General features: G+C 70.3%; 15 protein-coding genes and 2 pseudogenes. 13 read left to right on the forward strand and 4 right to left on the reverse strand.

Annotated elements, in window-relative coordinates:
* The first annotated feature begins 39 nt into the window (after positions 1-39).
* The 9 genes from LMU33_RS08715 to LMU33_RS08755 all read left to right on the forward strand — a co-directional run bounded on the left by LMU33_RS08715 (position 40) and on the right by LMU33_RS08755 (position 11,148).
* Entirely contained in the window at positions 40-792 is a 753-nt protein-coding gene (locus LMU33_RS08715) for a YebC/PmpR family DNA-binding transcriptional regulator (protein WP_228618861.1), read from the forward strand.
* Positions 793-943: 151 nt separating this feature from the next.
* A complete protein-coding gene (ruvC, locus tag LMU33_RS08720) occupies positions 944-1,483 on the forward strand; it encodes a crossover junction endodeoxyribonuclease RuvC (protein ID WP_228618863.1) in 540 nt (179 codons plus the stop codon).
* Entirely contained in the window at positions 1,480-2,085 is a 606-nt protein-coding gene (gene ruvA, locus LMU33_RS08725; RefSeq protein ID WP_228618865.1) for a Holliday junction branch migration protein RuvA, read from the forward strand. The genes ruvC and ruvA overlap by 4 nt, the downstream gene beginning before the upstream one ends.
* A gap of 62 nt (positions 2,086-2,147) precedes the next feature.
* The gene (ruvB, locus tag LMU33_RS08730; RefSeq protein WP_228618866.1) at positions 2,148-3,230 is read left to right on the forward strand and encodes a Holliday junction branch migration DNA helicase RuvB; all 1,083 of its coding nucleotides are present in this window, start codon (positions 2,148-2,150) and stop codon (positions 3,228-3,230) included.
* Between the two features lie 190 nt (positions 3,231-3,420).
* Positions 3,421-3,924, forward strand: a complete 504-nt coding sequence (gene yajC / locus LMU33_RS08735; protein ID WP_228618868.1) for a preprotein translocase subunit YajC — start codon at positions 3,421-3,423, stop codon at positions 3,922-3,924.
* 141 nt (positions 3,925-4,065) lie between these two features.
* Positions 4,066-5,853: a protein translocase subunit SecD gene (gene secD, locus LMU33_RS08740; RefSeq protein ID WP_228619088.1), complete on the forward strand. Its 1,788-nt coding sequence runs from the start codon at positions 4,066-4,068 to the stop codon at positions 5,851-5,853.
* 1 nt (position 5,854) lies between these two features.
* Positions 5,855-6,961, forward strand: a complete 1,107-nt coding sequence (secF, locus tag LMU33_RS08745) for a protein translocase subunit SecF (RefSeq protein ID WP_228618870.1) — start codon at positions 5,855-5,857, stop codon at positions 6,959-6,961.
* Entirely contained in the window at positions 6,958-7,497 is a 540-nt protein-coding gene (locus LMU33_RS08750) for an adenine phosphoribosyltransferase (RefSeq protein WP_228618871.1), read from the forward strand. Before secF ends, LMU33_RS08750 begins: the two co-directional genes overlap by 4 nt.
* Before the next feature lie 1,113 nt (positions 7,498-8,610).
* Entirely contained in the window at positions 8,611-11,148 is a 2,538-nt protein-coding gene (locus tag LMU33_RS08755) for a RelA/SpoT family protein (protein ID WP_228618873.1), read from the forward strand.
* An 89-nt stretch (positions 11,149-11,237) separates the two neighbouring features.
* Here LMU33_RS08755 and LMU33_RS08760 read toward each other — a convergent pair whose 3' ends face one another.
* Both LMU33_RS08760 and LMU33_RS08765 read right to left on the reverse strand, forming a co-directional pair.
* Positions 11,238-12,467 carry a DUF349 domain-containing protein gene (locus tag LMU33_RS08760; protein ID WP_228618874.1) on the reverse strand — a complete coding sequence of 410 codons (1,230 nt, stop codon included), beginning with the start codon at positions 12,465-12,467 and terminating at the stop codon, positions 11,238-11,240.
* A gap of 154 nt (positions 12,468-12,621) precedes the next feature.
* On the reverse strand, positions 12,622-13,452 hold the full coding sequence (locus LMU33_RS08765; protein WP_228618876.1) for a peptidylprolyl isomerase: 831 nt from the start codon (positions 13,450-13,452) through the stop codon (positions 12,622-12,624).
* A 170-nt stretch (positions 13,453-13,622) separates the two neighbouring features.
* Between LMU33_RS08765 and LMU33_RS08770 the strand changes: the two genes are divergently transcribed.
* Positions 13,623-14,330, forward strand: coding sequence for an MBL fold metallo-hydrolase (locus tag LMU33_RS08770; RefSeq protein ID WP_228618878.1), 708 nt, complete (start codon positions 13,623-13,625; stop codon positions 14,328-14,330).
* A 14-nt stretch (positions 14,331-14,344) separates the two neighbouring features.
* Positions 14,345-15,607: a histidine--tRNA ligase gene (gene hisS / locus LMU33_RS08775; RefSeq protein ID WP_228618880.1), complete on the forward strand. Its 1,263-nt coding sequence runs from the start codon at positions 14,345-14,347 to the stop codon at positions 15,605-15,607.
* Between the two features lie 108 nt (positions 15,608-15,715).
* Here hisS and LMU33_RS08780 read toward each other — a convergent pair.
* A pseudogene (locus LMU33_RS08780) lies at positions 15,716-16,359 on the reverse strand (ABC transporter permease); the annotation flags it as partial.
* Between the two features lie 2 nt (positions 16,360-16,361).
* Positions 16,362-17,044 (reverse strand): annotated as a pseudogene (locus LMU33_RS08785) (ABC transporter ATP-binding protein); the annotation flags it as partial.
* Positions 17,045-17,189: 145 nt separating this feature from the next.
* Between LMU33_RS08785 and LMU33_RS08790 the strand changes: the two are divergent.
* Both LMU33_RS08790 and LMU33_RS08795 read left to right on the forward strand, forming a co-directional pair.
* Positions 17,190-17,846: a vitamin K epoxide reductase family protein gene (locus tag LMU33_RS08790; RefSeq protein ID WP_228618881.1), complete on the forward strand. Its 657-nt coding sequence runs from the start codon at positions 17,190-17,192 to the stop codon at positions 17,844-17,846.
* Between the two features lie 48 nt (positions 17,847-17,894).
* Complete coding sequence (locus LMU33_RS08795) at positions 17,895-19,250, forward strand: replication-associated recombination protein A (RefSeq protein WP_228618883.1); 1,356 nt, start codon at positions 17,895-17,897, stop codon at positions 19,248-19,250.
* The last annotated feature ends 88 nt before the right edge of the window (positions 19,251-19,338 follow it).

A 19,338-nucleotide genomic window follows, 5' to 3' on the forward strand; every position in this document is an offset into this window, starting at 1 on the left:
CGTTCGTACAGAGATTGGTTACGCGAAGGAGACAGGCAGATGTCCGGCCACTCTAAATGGGCCACGACGAAGCACAAGAAGGCCGTGATCGATGCCAAGCGCGGCAAGCTCTTCGCGAAGCTGATCAAGAACATCGAGGTCGCGGCCCGCATGGGCGGCGTCGACCTCGACGGCAACCCGACGCTCTACGACGCCGTCCAGAAGGCCAAGAAGCAGTCGGTGCCGAACAAGAACATCGACTCCGCGATCAAGCGTGGTGGCGGTCTCGAGGCCGGCGGCGCCGACTACGAGACGATCATGTACGAGGGTTACGGCCCGAACGGCGTCGCCGTGCTCATCGAGTGCCTCACCGACAACCGCAACCGCGCCGCCTCCGACGTCCGCGTGGCCATGACCCGCAACGGCGGCTCCATGGCCGACCCGGGCTCGGTGTCGTACCTGTTCAACCGCAAGGGCGTGGTCATCGTCCCCAAGGGCGAGCTGACCGAGGACGACGTGCTCGGCGCCGTCCTGGACGCCGGTGCCGAGGAAGTCAACGACCTCGGCGAGAACTTCGAGGTCATCAGCGAGGCCACCGACCTGGTCGCGGTCCGCACCGCCCTCCAGGAGGCGGGCATCGACTACGAGTCCGCCGAGGCCAACTTCGTCCCGACCATGCAGGTCGAGCTGGACGAGGAGGGCGCCAAGAAGATCTTCAAGCTGATCGACGCACTCGAGGACAGCGACGACGTGCAGAACGTCTTCGCCAACTTCGACGTGAGCGACGAGATCATGGAGAAGGTCGACGCGTAACGCCGCGCGGGTTCAGCGGATTTCCGGCGGGCCGGTGGGACACGTCCCACCGGCCCGCCGTCATTGTCAGTGGCACCCGATAGCCTGCACGAACTGGGGGTAGCGCCCAGCGGTGGCCGGGGGACGAACGAGTCGGCGAAGGAGGGGCCCGGTGCGGGTGATGGGGGTGGACCCGGGACTGACCCGGTGTGGTGTCGGCGTCGTCGAAGGCGTCGCGGGCCGCCCGCTCACCATGCTCGGCGTCGGTGTCGTACGCACGCCCGTGGACGCCGATCTCAGCCACCGCCTCCTCGCCGTCGAGCAGGGCCTGGAGCAGTGGCTGGACGAGCACCGGCCCGAGTGCGTCGCCGTCGAGCGTGTCTTCAGCCAGCACAACGTGCGCACGGTGATGGGCACCGCCCAGGCCAGCGCCGTGGCCATGCTGTGCGCCGCCCGCCGCGGCATCCCGGTCGCCCTGCACACCCCCAGCGAGGTCAAGGCCGCCGTCACCGGCAGCGGCCGTGCCGAGAAGGCGCAGGTCGGGGCCATGGTGACCCGGCTGCTCCGGCTGTCGGCACCGCCCAGGCCGGCCGACGCCGCCGACGCCCTCGCGCTCGCCATCTGCCACATCTGGCGCGCCCCCGCCCAGAACCGGCTCCAGCAGGCGGTCGCCCGCCACACAGTCAACGCAACGAAAGGCCGTACGGCATGATCGCCTTCGTCAGCGGCACGGTCGCCGCGCTCGCCCCGGACGCCGCGGTCGTCGAGGTCGGCGGCGTGGGCATGGCCGTCCAGTGCACGCCGAACACGCTGTCCACGCTCCGCATCGGCCGGCCCGCCAAGCTGCACACCTCGCTCGTGGTCCGCGAGGACTCGCTGACCCTGTACGGCTTCGCCGACGACGACGAGCGCCAGGTCTTCGAGCTGCTGCAGACCGCGAGCGGAGTCGGCCCGCGCCTGGCCCAGGCCATGCTCGCGGTACACACCCCGGACGCCCTGCGCCGCGCCGTCGCCACCGGTGACGAGAAGGCCCTCACCGCCGTCCCCGGCATCGGCAAGAAGGGCGCCCAGAAGCTGCTGCTGGAGCTGAAGGACCGGCTCGGCGAGCCCGTCGGCGCGCCCGTGGTCGGCGCCCCGGTCACCCAGGGCTGGCGCGACCAGCTGCACGCGGCCCTCATCGGCCTCGGCTACGCCACCCGCGAGGCCGACGAGGCCGTCACCGCGGTGGCGCCCCAGGCAGAGGCCGCCGGCGGCACCCCGCAGGTCGGACAGCTGCTGAGGGCCGCCCTGCAGACCCTGAACCGCGCCCGCTGACCCCACGCGAACCCGGCCCGCCGAACCGCGCCCGCTGACCCACGACGATCGAGGCACACCACATGAACTGGGACGACACGACCGACACCCCCGCCCCCGAGCGGCTCGTCGGTGCGTCCGCCGACGGGGAGGACCAGGCCGTAGAGGCCGCCCTGCGCCCCAAGGACCTCGGCGAGTTCATCGGCCAGGAGAAGGTCCGCGAACAGCTCGACCTCGTCCTGCGGGCGGCACGCGCGCGGGGCGCCACCGCCGACCATGTGCTGCTCTCCGGCGCACCCGGCCTCGGCAAGACCACCCTGTCCATGATCATCGCCGCCGAGATGGGCGCCCCCATCCGCATCACCTCCGGTCCCGCCATCCAGCACGCCGGCGACCTCGCCGCGATCCTGTCCTCCCTCCAGGAGGGCGAGGTCCTCTTCCTCGACGAGATCCACCGCATGTCCCGGCCCGCCGAGGAGATGCTGTACATGGCGATGGAGGACTTCCGCGTCGACGTCATCGTCGGCAAGGGCCCCGGCGCCACCGCGATCCCGCTGGAGCTGCCGCCGTTCACCCTGGTCGGCGCCACCACGCGCGCGGGCCTGCTGCCGCCCCCGCTGCGCGACCGCTTCGGCTTCACCGCGCACATGGAGTTCTACGAGCCGCACGAGCTGGAGCGTGTCGTACACCGCTCGGCGAGCCTGCTGGACGTCGAGATCGAGCCGGACGGCGCCGCCGAGATCGCCGGCCGATCCCGGGGCACGCCCCGCATTGCCAACCGCCTGCTGCGCCGCGTCCGCGACTATGCGCAGGTCAAGGCGGACGGCCTGATCACCCGTGACATCGCCGAGGCGGCCCTTGCCGTCTACGAGGTCGACGCGCGTGGCCTCGACCGTCTCGACCGCGCCGTCCTGCAGGCCCTGCTGAAGCTGTTCGGCGGCGGCCCGGTCGGCCTGTCCACGCTGGCCGTCGCGGTGGGGGAGGAGCGGGAGACCGTCGAGGAGGTCGCCGAACCGTTCCTCGTCCGGGAGGGACTGCTGGCCCGCACCCCGCGCGGCCGGGTCGCCACACCGGCCGCCTGGGCGCACCTCGGCCTGACCCCGCCCCCCTCGGCGAGCGGCGGGACGACCGGGGGAAACGGACAACAGGACCTGTTCGGGACCTGAGGGCGCGATGATGTACGAGTGACGGCGAGGGCATTGGCCCGGGCAGGAACTCAGGTGCCATGCTGAGCGTTGTTCCATGCGCGCGGACTCGCTTAGACTCCGCCGATGCCGCCCTTGCGGGCGGCGCCGACCCACACCCCCATCCCATAGGCCGCTTCCCGTCGCGGTCGCGCGAAGGAAACCCCGTCCCGTGAATGCCTTTACCCTTCTCCCCTTCATCGTGCTCATCGCGGCCATGTTCCTGATGACACGCTCGGCCAAGAAGAAGCAGCAGCAGGCCGCCACCATGCGGAACGAGATGCAGCCCGGCTCCGGTGTCCGCACCATCGGGGGGATGTACGCGACGGTCAAGGAGGTCAACGAGGACACGGTCCTTCTCGACGCCGGCCCGGGCGTCGAGCTCCTCTTCGCCAAGAACGCGATCGGCGCCGTCCTCACCGACGACGAGTACAACCGCATCGTCCACGGCGTCGAGCACGACCTGAAGTCCGACGCCGACATCGTCCCGGACGACGCCTCCTCCCTCACCGAGCCCGACGAGTCCGACTCGCCCGCTGCCGCCGCCTCCGACGACAAGGCCGTCGACCTCGGTAAGAAGGACGCCGACGAGGACGGCACCGACACGGCCGAGGCCGCCGAGGCCAAGGCGGAGGACGAGCCGAAGAAGACCGACGGCGACTCCGACGCGAAGTAGTCACGCCCCGGTGGTGCGCCGCGCGGCATGATCCCGCCCCGCACCACCGGGCGCGTCTGTTTCCCGAACGGAACAGCCCGACACCATGTCATGGCCGACCGCGCCGACCGCGCGGGCCGGCCCGAGAGGGAGTACGAGAAGGTGGCAGCACCTAAGAGGGGCCGGAGCGCGAGTGCCCAGAGCAAGCCAGGGCGCTCGCTGGCCCTCATCCTGATCGCCATCGTGGCGCTGACCGGAGGCATGTTCCTCTCCGGGAACACCACTCCGCGTCTCGGCATCGACCTCGCCGGTGGTACGAGCATCACGCTCAAGGCGAAGGCCGACCAGGGGTCCGCGATCAACAAGGCCAACATGGACACCGCGGTCGACATCATGAACCGCCGCGTCAACGGCCTCGGCGTCTCCGAGGCGGAGGTGCAGACCCAGGGGACCGACAACATCATCGTCAACATCCCCAGGGGCACCAATTCCAAGGAAGCCCAGCAGCAGGTCGGCACCACCGCCAAGCTGTACTTCCGCCCGGTGCTGGCCAGCGAGCCCAGCGGCGGCTCCACGCAGAGCCCGTCGCCGAGCGCGTCCCCGAGCGGCAGCTCCTCGCCGAACCCGAGCACGAGCCCCTCCAGCAGCGCCTCCTCCAAGCAGAAGGCGTCCTCGTCCTCCACCGCGTCCCCCACGGCCTCGGCGACCTCCCAGGGCCGCGCCGTCACCGACGCGCTGAAGGCCGGCTCCACGCCCTCGCCGAGCACCTCCGCCTCCGGCAGCTCCAAGCCGTCGGCCACCCCCTCGGCCTCCTCCAGCGCCGCCACCACCGCCGCCAAGCTCCAGGCCCAGTACGCCGCCCTGGACTGCTCCAAGCCCGCCGAGCGGGCCAAGGTCGGCGGCGCCGCGAAGCCCGGCGAGCCCACGATCGCCTGCGGCCAGATCCGGAAGGTCTGGTACAAGTACGTGCTCGGCCCGGCGGCCGTCGACGGCACCGAGGTGAAGAAGGCGCAGGCCGTCTTCGACACCCAGGGCGCCTCCGGCTGGCAGGTCCAGATGACCTTCAGCAACAGCGGCGCCAAGAAGTTCGCCGACATCACCGGCCAGCTGGCGAAGAACCAGTCCCCGCAGAACGAGTTCGGCATCGTCCTGGACGGCGAGGTCGTCTCCAGCCCGTTCGTGCAGCAGGCCATCACCGGCGGCCAGGCCGAGATCTCCGGCAGCTTCACCCAGCAGGACGCCCAGAGCCTCGCCAACATGCTGTCGTACGGCGCCCTGCCGCTGTCCTTCCAGGAGCAGTCGGTCACCACCGTCACCGCCGCCCTCGGCGGCGAGCAGCTGCACGCAGGTCTGCTCGCCGGCGCGATCGGCCTCGCGCTCGTCGTGCTCTATCTGGTGGTCTACTACCGCGGCCTGTCGCTTGTCGCCATGGCCTCGCTGCTGGTCTCTGCGATCCTGACCTACGTGATCATGTCGCTGCTCGGCCCGGCCATCGGCTTCGCGCTGAACCTGCCGGCCGTCTGCGGTGCCATCGTCGCCATCGGTATCACCGCGGACTCGTTCATCGTGTACTTCGAACGCATCCGGGACGAGATCCGCGAGGGCCGCTCGCTGCGACCCGCCGTCGAGCGGGCCTGGCCGCGAGCCCGGCGCACCATCCTGGTCTCCGACTTCGTGTCCTTCCTCGCCGCCGCCGTCCTGTTCATCGTGACCGTCGGCAAGGTCCAGGGCTTCGCGTTCACCCTCGGCCTGACCACCGTGCTCGACGTCGTCGTCGTCTTCCTGTTCACCAAGCCGCTGATGACGCTCCTCGCCCGCCGCAAGTTCTTCGCGAGCGGCCACAAGTGGTCCGGCCTCGACCCGAAGAGCCTGGGTGCCAAGCCGCCGCTGCGCCGCACCCGCCGTCCCGCCGGCCCCGCCGCCGGCTCTGTCGACCCGAAGGAGGCCTGAGATGTCGAAACTCGGCAACCTCGGCGCTCGACTCCACCGCGGCGAGATCTCGTACGACTTCGTCGGCAAGCGCAAGATCTGGTACGGCGTCTCCATCCTGATCACCATCACGGCCATCCTCGGCCTGGCGGTGCGCGGGCTGAACATGGGCATCGAGTTCAAGGGCGGCGCGGTCTTCACCACGCCGACCCACATGAGCGCCTCGGTGACCCAGGCGGAGACCTACGCCAAGGACGCCTCCGGCCATGAGGCGATCGTGCAGAAGCTCGGCAACGGCAGCCTGCGCATCCAGATCGCCGGCATCGACACCGGCCAGTCCGACAAGATCAAGCAGGAACTGGCCAAGGACCTGAACCTCAACCCCGAGAAGCTCGCCGCCGACCTGGTCGGCCCGAGCTGGGGCCAGCAGATCGCCAACAAGGCCTGGGAGGGTCTCGGCATCTTCATGGTGCTCGTGGTGATCTACCTGGCCATCGCCTTCGAGTGGCGCATGGCCGTCGCGGCCCTGGTCGCGCTGATCCACGACATCACCATCACCACCGGTATCTACGCCCTCGTCGGCTTCGAGGTCACGCCCGGTACGGTCATCGGTCTGCTGACGATCCTCGGTTACTCGCTCTACGACACGGTCGTCGTCTTCGACAGCCTCAAGGAGCAGACCAAGGACATCACCAAGCAGACCCGCTTCACCTACAGCGACATCGCCAACATGTCGATCAACGGCACCCTGGTCCGTTCGATCAACACCACCGTGGTGGCGCTGCTGCCGGTGGCGGGCCTGCTGTTCATCGGCGGCGGCTTCCTCGGCGCCGGCACGCTGAACGACATCTCCCTGTCGCTGTTCGTCGGCCTCGCTGCCGGTGCGTACTCCTCGATCTTCATCGCCACGCCGCTCGTCGCCGACCTCAAGGAGCGCGAGCCGGCGATGAAGGCCCTCACCAAGCGGGTCCTGGCCAAGCGCGCCCAGGCCTCCGCCGAGGAGGACCTCGCCGCGGAGCGCGCCGTCGCCGACGACTCCGCCGATGCGGCCCCCGCCGTCGTGGGCCCCCGTAACCAGCCCGCGTCCCGCAGCCGGGGCCGTGGCAGGCCTTCCGGGAAGCGCCGATGACCGACATCAGGGAACTGCTGCTCAGCCGCATCCGGGACGTCGCCGACTACCCGGAGCCGGGCGTGATGTTCAAGGACATCACCCCGCTCCTGGCGGACCCGGCCGCGTTCACGGCGCTCACCGACGCGCTGGCCGAGATCGCCGCGAACACCGGCGCGACGAAGATCGTCGGCCTGGAGGCCCGGGGCTTCATCCTGGGCGCCCCGGTCGCCGTCCGCGCGGGCCTCGGCTTCATCCCGGTCCGCAAGGCGGGCAAGCTCCCCGGAGCGACGCTGCGCCAGGCCTACGACCTGGAGTACGGCTCGGCCGAGATCGAGGTGCACGCGGAGGACCTGGCCAGCGGTGACCGGGTGCTGATCGTGGACGACGTCCTCGCCACGGGCGGTACGGCCGAGGCCGCGATCCAGCTGATCGAGCGCGCCGGCGCCGAGGTCTCCGGGCTGGCGGTGCTGATGGAACTGGGCTTCCTGGGCGGCCGGGTCCGGCTGGAGCTGGCGCTGGGCGGGGCCCCGCTGGAGGCACTGCTTCAGGTCTGATCCTGACGACGCACAAGCGGCCTCGGCTCCGCCGTGGGCCGCTTTGTGCTTTTCTCCCGCGGCTCTCGTCGCCGGGTGCGGGCGGCCCCTGCGGGGCGGTGCCCGCCGCCGACGGCCGCGGGCACCTGGCCGACCACCAGCCAGAACCCCCTTGCGGTCCGCACCCGGCTCCCGAACACCCCCGCCCGGGCAGCCACCATCCACCACCCTCGGACCTCAACGGACGACAGCCGTCCGCCACCAGCCGCCTCCGTGGAAGGCGCTCCATCCGGGGCCCCGCATCCGGTGGCGCAAGCCGCCCGGTCCGCCTGTCACCGGGCCGCTGTCCCCGTCGGCCGCCTAGGGCGATGGCGTTCCCTCGGGGCCACCGTGTTCGGTGGTGTAATCGGCGCAGGTCGGGCTGCCGGCGGCCGTTGTCCCCGGTGGTCGTCGGCGGTGGTGGTGTTCCTCTCGGGGTCATGGCGTTCGGTGATGTAATCGGCGCAGGTCTGGTTGCCCGGGCGCTGCCTTCGACAGCCGCCTCCGTGGAAGGCGCTCCATCCGGGGCCCCGCATCCGGTGGCGCAAGCCGCACGCTCCGGCTGCCAGCGGCCGCTGTCCCCGTCGGCCGCCGACCACGAAGGCGCTCCATCCAGGGCCACCCGCACGAGGCGACGAAAGCCGCGCGCTCCGGCTGCCAGCGGCCGCTGTCCCCGTCGGCCGCCGACCACGAAGGCGCTCCACCCAGGGCCACCCGCACGAGGCGACGAAAGCCGCACCGGTCCGGCCGCCGTCAGGCCCCTGACCCCGGCGGGCCGTCGTCGGGTTTCCGGCCCGCCCCTACCGCAGCCGAAGGCGGAGAATGTGCCCCACCAGGGACGAAAGCCGCACAGGTGGTGCGGGTGGGAAACGGAACCAGAACCGGCCGAAGGCGCAGCCGGGGTCACCGTCGGGACACCCCCCGCACGCCCCGCAACCACCCGGAATCCACCTCCCGGAATCCAGCGGTGACCCCCTGCGTTGCACAGGTAGACGGTCCTCACTTCCGCCTGAAGGCGATGACCAGCCGCAGGATCGCTACCATGGGGTCTCCGGAGCCTGACCGGGGGACCCGGATCGCGCACGAGGAGCCCTCTTGCCAGACGAGGCCCAGCACCTGACCGCCGCAAAGCCCGAGTCCGCCTCGGCCGCCGCGGCGAAGCCCGCGCCACACGTGTCCAACGCGAAGAACGACACCCGCGGGCCGATCGAGCACGCCCAGTCCGCGCCCGTCGAGAAGGCTGCCGAGGCCTCACGTCCCAAGCCGGCCCCGACCGAGCGCCCGGCCCAGCCGCCCGTGGTGCGACCGCCCGTCGTCCAGCCGGGCCGCACCGGCTCCTCCAACCGCGTCCGCGCCCGTCTGGCCCGCCTCGGCGTGCAGCGCGCCAACCCCTACAACCCGGTTCTCGAGCCACTACTGCGGATAGTGCGCAGCAATGATCCGAAGATCGAGAACTCGACGCTCCGCCAGATCGAGCGCGCCTATCAGGTCGCCGAGCGCTGGCACCGCGGGCAGAAGCGCAAGAGCGGCGACCCGTACATCACGCACCCGCTCGCCGTGACCACGATCCTCGCCGAGCTGGGCATGGATCCGGCCACGCTCATGGCGGGGCTGCTGCACGACACCGTCGAGGACACCGAGTACGGCCTCGAGCAGCTGCGCCGCGACTTCGGCGACACGGTCGCCCTGCTCGTCGACGGCGTCACCAAGCTGGACAAGGTCAAGTTCGGCGAGGCCGCGCAGGCCGAGACCGTGCGCAAGATGGTCGTGGCGATGGCCAAGGACCCGCGCGTCCTGGTCATCAAGCTCGCCGACCGCCTGCACAACATGCGCACCATGCGCTACCTCAAGCGCGAGAAGCAGGAGAAGAAGGCGCGCGAGACCCTCGAGATCTACGCGCCGCTCGCCCACCGCCTCGGCATGAACACCATCAAGTGGGAGCTGGAGGATCTCGCGTTCGCGATCCTCTACCCCAAGATGTACGACGAGATCGTACGGCTGGTGGCCGAAAGGGCGCCGAAGCGTGACGAGTACCTGGCCATAGTGACCGACGAGGTCCAGGCCGATCTGAGGGCCGCTCGGATCAAGGCGACCGTCACCGGCCGCCCGAAGCACTACTACAGCGTCTACCAGAAGATGATCGTGCGGGGCCGCGACTTCGCCGAGATCTACGACCTGGTGGGCATCCGCGTCCTCGTCGACACCGTCCGCGACTGTTACGCCGCCCTCGGCACCGTGCACGCGCGATGGAACCCGGTCCCCGGCCGGTTCAAGGACTACATCGCGATGCCCAAGTTCAACATGTACCAGTCGCTGCACACGACGGTCATCGGCCCCAACGGCAAGCCGGTCGAGCTGCAGATCCGCACCTTCGACATGCACCGCCGCGCCGAGTACGGCATCGCCGCGCACTGGAAGTACAAGCAGGAGGCCGTCGCCGGCACCTCCAAGGTCCGTACGGACGCGCCCAGGACGTCCGCGAAGGACAAGGACGCCATCAACGACATGGCGTGGCTGCGGCAGCTGCTGGACTGGCAGAAGGAGACCGAGGACCCGGGCGAGTTCCTGGAGTCCCTGCGCTTCGACCTGTCGCGCAACGAGGTCTTCGTCTTCACCCCCAAGGGCGATGTCATCGCCCTGCCCGCCGGGGCCACGCCCGTGGACTTCGCGTACGCCGTCCACACCGAGGTCGGCCACCGCACCATAGGAGCGCGGGTCAACGGCAGGCTCGTACCGCTCGAATCCACGCTGGACAACGGCGACTTGGTGGAGGTCTTCACCTCCAAGGCACCCGGCGCCGGACCGTCCCGCGACTGGCTCGGCTTCGTCAAGTCCCCGCGTGCCCGCAACAAGATCCGGGCCTGGTTCTCCAAGGAGCGCCGGGACGAGGCGATCGAGCAGGGCAAGGACGCGATCGTCCGGGCGATGCGCAAGCAGAACCTGCCGATCCAGCGCATCCTCACCGGCGACTCCCTCGTCACGCTCGCCCACGAGATGCGCTACTCGGACATCTCCGCGCTCTACGCGGCGATCGGCGAGGGGCATGTCTCCGCGCAGAACATCGTGCAGAAGCTCGTCCAGGCCCTGGGCGGCGAGGAAGCCGCCACCGAGGAGATCGACGAGACGGTCCCGCCGTCCCGCAGCCGCGGCCGCAAACGCCGCTCCAGTGCCGACCCGGGTGTCGTGGTCAAGGGCGTCGACGACGTGTGGGTCAAGCTGGCCCGCTGCTGCACGCCCGTACCGGGAGACCCGATTATCGGGTTCGTCACGCGCGGCAGCGGCGTATCGGTTCACCGCAGCGACTGCCTGAACGTCGAGTCGCTGTCCCGTGAGCCGGAGCGGATCCTCGACGTCGAGTGGGCGCCGACCCAGTCCTCGGTCTTCCTGGTCGCGATCCAGGTCGAGGCGCTGGACCGCTCCCGCCTGCTGTCGGACGTCACCCGTGTCCTGTCCGACCAGCACGTCAACATCCTCTCGGCGGCCGTCCAGACCTCCCGCGACCGGGTGGCCACCTCCCGGTTCACCTTCGAGATGGGCGACCCCAAGCACCTCGGCCACGTCCTGAAGGCCGTACGGGGCGTGGAGGGCGTGTACGACGTCTACCGCGTGACCTCGGGACGCACCCGGTCGTAGCCACGCGTCGGCAGAGGCCACCGCGATCAACGCAACTGGCCCCGGTCCAGACGGACCGGGGCCAGAACCGCACCATCTTCAGCTAGCTGCTAGCCGCCGAACTCCTGGAGGCCCTTCAGAGCCTGGTCCAGCAGAGCCTGGCGGCCCTCCAGCTCGCGCTCCAGCTTGTCGGCCTTGGAGGCATTGCCCTGGGCGCGGGCCTGCTCGATCTGCGCCCTCAGCTTGTCCACGGCGGCCTGCAGCTGACCGGTCAGACCCTCGGCACGCGCGCGTGCCTCCGGGTTCGTCCGGCGCCACTCGGCCTCCTCGGCCTCCTGGATCGCCCGCTCCACCGCGTGCATCCGGCCCTCGACCTTGGGACGCGCGTCCCGCGGGACGTGGCCGATGGCCTCCCAGCGCTCGTTGATCGAGCGGAAGGCGGCCCGCGCGGACTTCAGATCGCCGATCGGCAGGAGCTTCTCGGCCTCCCCGGCCAGCTCCTCCTTCAGCTTCAGGTTCTCCGACTGCTCCGCGTCCCGCTCGGCGAACACCGAGCTGCGAGCGGCGAAGAACACGTCCTGGGCGCCCCGGAAGCGGTTCCACAGGTCGTCCTCGTGCTCGCGCTGGGCGCGGCCCGCGGCCTTCCACTGCGCCATCAGCTCGCGGTAGCGGGCCGCCGTCGGGCCCCAGTCCGTCGAACCGGACAGCGCCTCGGCCTCGGCGACCAGCCGCTCCTTGGTCCGGCGTGCCTCCTCGCGCTGCGCGTCCAGCTGCGCGAAGTGCGCCTTGCGCCGCTTGGAGAACGCCGACCGGGCGTGCGAGAAGCGGTGCCACAGCTCGTCGTCCGACTTGCGGTCCAGGCGCGGCAGACCCTTCCAGGTGTCCACCAGCGCCCGCAGCCGCTCACCGGCCGCCCGCCACTGGTCGGACTGCGCCAGCTGCTCCGCCTCGGTGACCAGGTCCTCCTTGGCCCTGCGGGCCTCGTCGGACTGCTTGGCCCGCTGCTGCTTGCGCTCCTCGCGGCGTGCCTCGACGGTCTCCACCAGCTTGTCCAGCCGCTTGCGCAGCGCGTCCAGATCGCCGACCGCGTGGTGCGCGTCCACCTGCTCCCGCAGGTGGTCGATCGCGGCCATGGCGTCCTTCGCCGACAGGTCGGTGGTCTGTACTCGCTTCTCGAGGAGGCCGATCTCGACAACCAGGCCCTCGTACTTGCGCTCGAAGTAGGCCAACGCCTCCTCGGGGGAGCCGGCCGCCCAGGAACCGACGACCTGCTCGCCGTCGGCCGTACGCACGTACACGGTCCCCGTCTCGTCGACGCGGCCCCACGGGTCGCTGCTCACAGCGCCTCCTCCACATGATGCCTGCGGGGGGCCTCGGCACCCCCGGCATCGTCCACAGTTTCGTCACGGCCAACATAGGCGACCAGCGGGTTGCCTGTCCGCATCCAGCGCGACCGAAATTCCGCAGATGGCCGTCTTGGGCTGCAGGTCGCTGTCAGGACTTCGTCACCGTAGCCTTGTTGATCACCACGGTGGCGTTGGGAGCGGTGTTGCCCGAGGTCGGATCGGCAGCCTGGGCACCCGCGGCGGCGATCTTCTGCAGCACCTTCATGCCCGCGTCCGACACCGTGCCGAACGGCGTGTAGCTGGGCGGCAGCGGGCTGTCCTTGTAGACCAGGAAGAACTGGCTGCCGCCGGTGTGCTTCTGACCGGTGTTGGCCATCGCCACCGTGCCCGCCGGGTACGTGTTGCCCTTCAGGCTCTTGTCCTTCAGGTTCTCGTCCGGGAGCGTGTAGCCCGGCCCGCCCATGCCGGTGCCCTGCGGGTCGCCGCACTGGAGCACATAGATGCCGGTCGTGGTCAGCCGGTGGCACTTGGTGTGGTCGAGATAGCCCTGGCCCGCCAGGAAGTCGAACGAGTTCACCGTGTGCGGAGCCGCCGCCGTCTTCAGCGCGATGTCGATGTCACCGCACGTCGTGGCGAGCTTCATCGAGTACTTCGCCGACGTGTCGATCGTCATCGCCGGCTCCTTCTTCCAGCTCAGCTTCTTCACCGAGCCGGCCGCCGGCTTCGCGCACGGGTCCGGGGCCTTGCTGGTCGGCGTGGTGCTGGGCTTGACGTCGGCGGCGGTGTTGGTCTTCTTGCCGTCGCCCTTCAGCACATCGGTCGTGTACAGCACGACACTGCCGATCACGACCACGCCCAGTACCGACGCGATCACGGAGTTGCGCAAGCGGGCCTTGCGGCGCGCCTGCGTACGCCGCTGCTGCTGCCGCAAGAACTTCTCCCGGGCGAGCTGACGCCGCCGCTGCTCCTGGCTGACCACCGGGTTCTCTCCTCATGCGTGTCGTGTGTCGACCGGTACGCGTGCGTGCTCGTGAGCCGACCGCTGTGTGTAGCCCCGTACGGTATATGGGTTCGCTGAGGAAACGGCAGCGCCGGTAGGCTCAGGACCACAGCTTGTGGCCACCCGTATCGACACAACGAAGGACGATCGTGCTCATTGCCGGGTTCCCCGCCGGGGCCTGGGGGACGAACTGTTATCTCGTCGCCCCCGCCGCCGGTGAGGAGTGCGTGATCATCGACCCCGGCCACCAGGCCGCCGAAGGCGTCGAGGAAGCACTGAAGAAGCATCGGCTCAAGCCCGTCGCCGTCGTCCTCACCCACGGGCACATCGATCACGTGGCCTCGGTCGTCCCGGTCTGCGGCGCGCACGACGTGCCGGCCTGGATCCACCCCGAGGACCGCTACATGATGAGCGACCCCGGGAAGGCGCTCGGCCTGTCCGTCGGAACGCCCCTGATGGGCGAGCTGACCGTGGGGGAGCCGGACGACGTCCGCGAGCTGACGAACGGCACCACCCTCGAACTGGCCGGTCTGGAGTTCTCCGTCGCGCACGCGCCGGGCCATACCAAGGGGTCGGTGACCTTCCGGATGCCCGAGACCGCCGACATCCCGTCGGTTTTCTTCTCCGGGGATCTGCTGTTCGCCGGCTCCATCGGACGCACCGACCTGCCGGGCGGATCCATGGAGGACATGCTCGAGTCGCTGGCCCGCGTGTGCCTGCCGCTCGACGACTCCACCGTGGTGCTGTCCGGTCACGGTTCCCAGACGACCATCGGCCAGGAGCGCGCCACCAACCCGTATCTGCGGCAGGTGGCCGCCGGCCTGGGAGCCTCTCAGGCTCCCCGACGAGGAATGTGACGAGAGAGCTTTTCGTGAGTACCTTCCAGGCCCCCAAGGGCACCTACGACCTGATCCCGCCCCGTTCCGCGAAGTTCCTCGCCGTTCGCGAGGCGATCGCGACCCCGCTGCGCAACTCCGGCTACGGCTACATCGAGACCCCCGGATTCGAGAACGTCGAGCTGTTCGCGCGCGGCGTGGGAGAGTCCACCGACATCGTGACCAAGGAGATGTACGCCTTCGAGACCAAGGGCGGCGACAAGCTGGCCCTGCGCCCCGAGGGCACGGCCTCCGTCCTGCGCGCGGCTCTGGAGGCCAATCTGCACCGGCAGGGCAACCTCCCGGTCAAGCTCTGGTACTCGGGCTCGTACTACCGCTACGAGCAGCCGCAGGCGGGCCGCTACAGGCACTTCTCCCAGGTCGGCGCCGAGGCCATCGGTGCGGAGGACCCGGCGCTGGACGCCGAGCTGATCATCCTGGCGGACCAGGCGTACCGCTCGCTGGGGCTGCGTGACTTCCGGATCCTGCTGAACAGCCTCGGCGACAAGGAGTGCCGTCCGGTGTACCGGGCCGCGCTGCAGGAGTTCCTGCGCGGCCTCGACCTGGACGAGGACACCCGCCGGCGCGTCGACATCAACCCGCTGCGGGTCCTCGACGACAAGCGCGAGTCGGTGCAGAAGCAGCTGACCGGCGCCCCGCTGCTGCGCGACTACCTGTGCGACGCCTGCAAGGCGTACCACGAGGAGGTCCGTGAGCTGATCACGGCGGCGGGGGTCTCGTTCGAGGACGACCCGAAGCTGGTCCGCGGCCTGGACTACTACACCCGCACCACCTTCGAGTTCGTGCACGACGGTCTGGGCTCGCAGTCGGCGGTGGGCGGCGGCGGCCGCTACGACGGCCTGTCCGAGATGATCGGCGGCCCCGCGCTGCCGTCGGTCGGCTGGGCCCTCGGCGTCGACCGCACGGTGCTCGCCCTGGAGGCGGAGGGCGTGGAGCTGGACCTCCCGTCCACGACGTCGGTGTACGCCGTCCCCCTCGGCGAGGAGGCCCGCCGGGTGCTGTTCGCGAAGATCACCGAGCTGCGCAAGGTCGGTATCTCGGCGGACTTCTCCTACGGCGGCAAGGGCCTGAAGGGCGCCATGAAGAACGCCAACCGCAGCGGGGCGCGGTACGCGGTCGTGGCCGGCGAGCGCGACCTCGCCGAGGGCGTCGTCCAGCTGAAGGACATGGAGTCCGGCGAGCAGACGGCGATCGGTGTGAACGAGATCGTGGCGGAACTGGAGTCCCGCCTGGGCTGAGTTCAGCGACGACAAGAGGGCGCCGGGTATGTCCGGCGCCCTCTCACTGTTCCCGTGCCCGTACGAGCGAACGGTCCCAGGCGTGCGCTCCGCGGGCGCGGTCGCCCGTCACCCCTCGCACCGGTTCTTCCACCGGAAGGTCAGCAGGCACAGCGCCGATCCTCCGACGCGCCACGCGCCCAGCACCAGCGCGATCCGCCCGAACTCCCAGGCGTGCGCCTGTTCCAGGACCTTCGCCGAGGCGGGCAGGAACACGCCCCGCAGGCCCTGGCAGAGCCACTTCAGCGGGAACAGGGCGCCGATGTCGAGCATCCAGCCGGGAATGGTGTCGACGGCGGTGTAGACCCCGGACAGGAACTGGAGCACCAGGAAGGGCAGGACGACCACGGAGCTCGCGCTCTTCGCCGACTTCGGCACCGAGCTGATCGCGATGCCGAGCAGCGCGCACGCGGTGAGGCCCGGCACGAAGATCCACGCGAAGTCGAACCAGCGCCCTGGGTCGGACGGCAGACGGACGTCGTAGAACGCCGTGCCGGCGGCCGGCGGGATCGCGGTCTCCAGGGCGGCGGTGGACAGAACCAGCCAGATCTTGCCCAGAAGCAGGCCGCGGGCGGCATCGGGGTGCCGCGCAGCCGCCGCGGCACCATCTCGTCCCGTTCGACCGCGATCGAGATGCCGAGCGACCGGAAACTCGTCGGCATGATCCCGGAGGCCGTCATCGCGGGTACGTACAGCTGGGAGGCGGTGATCCCGGTGTGCCCGACGTGGTGCGCAGCTCGTCGTGTGTGCCCCCGGCGACGACCCGTCCCTCGGCGGCGATCGCGAGCCGGTCCGCGAGGGTTTCGGCCTCCTCCAGGTGGTGCGGGGTGAGCAGGATCGTCGTGCCCTCGCCGGCGAGCAGCCGGATCAACTCCCGGAACCGGCGCCGGGCGGCCGGGTCGAAGCCGGCGACCGGCTCGTCCAGGAGCAGCAGCTCGGGGCCGCCGATCACCCCGAGCGCCACGTCGAGGCGGCGCCGCCGGCCGCCGGAGAGCGCCTTGAGCCGGCAGTCCCTCTTCGCCTCGAGGCCGACCAGGCGGACGATCTCCTCGGGATCGCGCGGCCGCGGGTAGTAGCGGGCGAAGTGCCGCACCGTCTCGCCCACCGTCAACTCCGCGGGCGCCGATTCGTCCTGCCGGACGATTCCGACACGCGATCTCCACGCGCGTGTGCGCGTCGCCGGTTCCGCGCCGAGGACCGACACCTCGCCCCGTCCCGGTCCCGGTTGCCCCGAAGGATCTCGACCGTGGTGCTCTTGCCGGCGCCGTTGGGCCCGAGCAGGCCGAACACCTCACCGTGCCGAATGCCGAGATCGAGCCCGTCCACCGCGGTCACGCCCCCGTACCGCTTGCGCAGCCCCCGGACGTACACCGCGAGTTCGTTCGCCTGTGCTGTCATGCCCTCGATCGTCGGCCGGAACCGAACGATCCGTGACCACCGTGCGTACCTTCTTATGTCCGCCGAACGGTGGAGACACACGCGCGTACGGCACAATGAGCCGTGCCCGAAGATGGTCCAACTCTCAAGTGACGGAATCGGCGTGATGAGCAAGACGACAGTCAACGACGTCTCCACGGAGTCGGGTCCCGAACGTACCGCCGACGCCCCGCGCACGGTGGGCGGCAGCCGTGCCTTCGCCCTGCTGATGGTGATCACCGGCGCGGCCGGACTGCTGGCCGCCTGGGTCATCACGCTCGACAAGAACAAGATCCTCGAGGCGAAGCTCGCCGGGAAGACCTTCACGCCGGGCTGCAGCGTCAACCCGATCGTGTCCTGCGGCAGCGTCATGGAGAGCAAGCAGGCGGCGGCCTTCGGCTTCCCGAACCCCTGGCTCGGCCTGGTCTGCTACGGCATCGTGATCTGCGTCGGCATGAGCCTGCTGGCGAGCGCCCGCTTCCCGCGCTGGTACTGGCTGACCTTCAACTTCGGCACGCTCTTCGGCGTCTGCTTCGTCACCTGGCTGCAGTTCGAGTCCCTGTACCGGATCAACGCCCTGTGCCTGTGGTGCTCGCTGGCCTGGGTCGCCACGATCACCATGTTCTGGTACGTGACCTCGTTCAACGTCCGCAACGACTTCCTGCCGGCCCCGCGCTGGCTGAAGTCCTTCTTCGGCGAGTTCACCTGGGTGGTGCCGGTCACGCACTGCGGCATCATCGCCATGCTGATCCTGACCCGCTGGGGCAGCCAGCTCTGGGCCTGAGCCCCGGCCCCGGCCGCGTTGTCAGTGCGGTGATTTAGGGTTTTGGACGTGGAACCCGACCTCTTCACCGCCGCAGCAGAAGAACGCCAGGAGAAGGACCCGGCAGCCAGCCCCCTGGCGGTTCGGATGCGCCCGCGCACCCTCGACGAGGTCGTGGGCCAGCAGCATCTGCTGGGGCCCGGCTCCCCGCTGCGCCGGCTGGTCGGCGAGGGCTCCGGCGGCCCGGCCGGACCCTCCTCGGTGATCCTCTGGGGCCCGCCCGGCACCGGCAAGACCACCCTGGCGTACGTCGTCTCCAAGGCGACGAACAAGCGGTTCGTGGAGCTGTCCGCGATCACCGCGGGCGTCAAGGAGGTCCGCGCGGTCATCGACGGCGCCCGCCGCGCCACCGGCGGCTTCGGCAAGGAGACCGTCCTCTTCCTGGACGAGATCCACCGCTTCAGCAAGGCCCAGCAGGACTCCCTGCTCCCGGCGGTCGAGAACCGCTGGGTGACCCTGATCGCGGCCACCACCGAGAACCCGTACTTCTCGGTGATCTCCCCCCTGCTGTCCCGCTCGCTCCTGCTCACTCTCGAACCGCTCACCGACGGCGACATCCGCGGCCTGCTGGGGCGCGCCCTGGCCGACGAGCGCGGCCTGAAGGACGCCGTCATCCTCCCCGAGGACACCGAGGAGCACCTGGTACGCATCGCCGGCGGCGACGCCCGCCGGGCCCTGACCGCCCTGGAGGCCGCCGCCGGGGCCGCCCTGGACAAGGGCGAGAGCGAGATCAGCCTGCAGACGCTGGAGCAGACGGTCGACCGCGCGGCGGTGAAGTACGACCGCGACGGCGACCAGCACTACGACGTGGCCAGCGCCCTCATCAAGTCCATCCGCGGCTCCGACGTCGACGCCGCCCTGCACTACCTGGCCCGCATGATCGAGGCCGGCGAGGACCCCCGGTTCATCGCCCGCCGCCTGATGATCTCCGCCAGCGAGGACATCGGCCTGGCCGACCCGGGCGCCCTGCCGATCGCGGTCGCCGCGGCCCAGGCCGTCGCGATGATCGGCTTCCCCGAGGCCGCCCTCACCCTCAGCCACGCCACCATCGCCCTCGCGCTCGCCCCCAAGTCCAACTCGGCGACCACCGCCATCGGCGCCGCCATGGAGGACGTACGCAAGGGCCTCGCCGGCCCGGTCCCGCCGCATCTGCGCGACGGGCACTACAAGGGCGCCGCCAAGCTCGGCCACGCCCAGGGCTATGTGTACCCGCACGACCTGCCCGAGGGCATCGCCCAGCAGCAGTACGCCCCGGACGCCCTGAAGGACCGCGAGTACTACACCCCGGGCCGGCACGGCACCGAGGCGCGGTACGCGGACGCGGTGGAGTGGACCCGCAAGCACCTCGGTCGCAGGCGGTCGTGAGCGCCCTGTAGACTTGCCCGAAGTGCTGAGTCCCGTGCTGTCAGAGCGGGACAACCAGCCGGAACCCCATGGCCGCAAGGACACGAGG

This window comes from Streptomyces barringtoniae, assembly GCF_020819595.1.
Lineage (GTDB): Bacteria > Actinomycetota > Actinomycetes > Streptomycetales > Streptomycetaceae > Streptomyces > Streptomyces barringtoniae.

Bases quoted from the DNA above. Each gene is read 5' to 3' on its own strand.
- LMU33_RS08715 (WP_228618861.1), top strand. From the start codon at position 40: ATGTCCGGCCACTCTAAATGGGCCACGACGAAGCACAAGAAGGCCGTG.
- ruvA (WP_228618865.1), top strand. From the start codon at position 1,480: ATGATCGCCTTCGTCAGCGGCACGGTCGCCGCGCTCGCCCCGGACGCC.
- ruvB (WP_228618866.1), top strand. From the start codon at position 2,148: ATGAACTGGGACGACACGACCGACACCCCCGCCCCCGAGCGGCTCGTC.
- secF (WP_228618870.1), top strand. From the start codon at position 5,855: ATGTCGAAACTCGGCAACCTCGGCGCTCGACTCCACCGCGGCGAGATC.
- LMU33_RS08750 (WP_228618871.1), top strand. From the start codon at position 6,958: ATGACCGACATCAGGGAACTGCTGCTCAGCCGCATCCGGGACGTCGCC.
- LMU33_RS08790 (WP_228618881.1), top strand. From the start codon at position 17,190: ATGAGCAAGACGACAGTCAACGACGTCTCCACGGAGTCGGGTCCCGAA.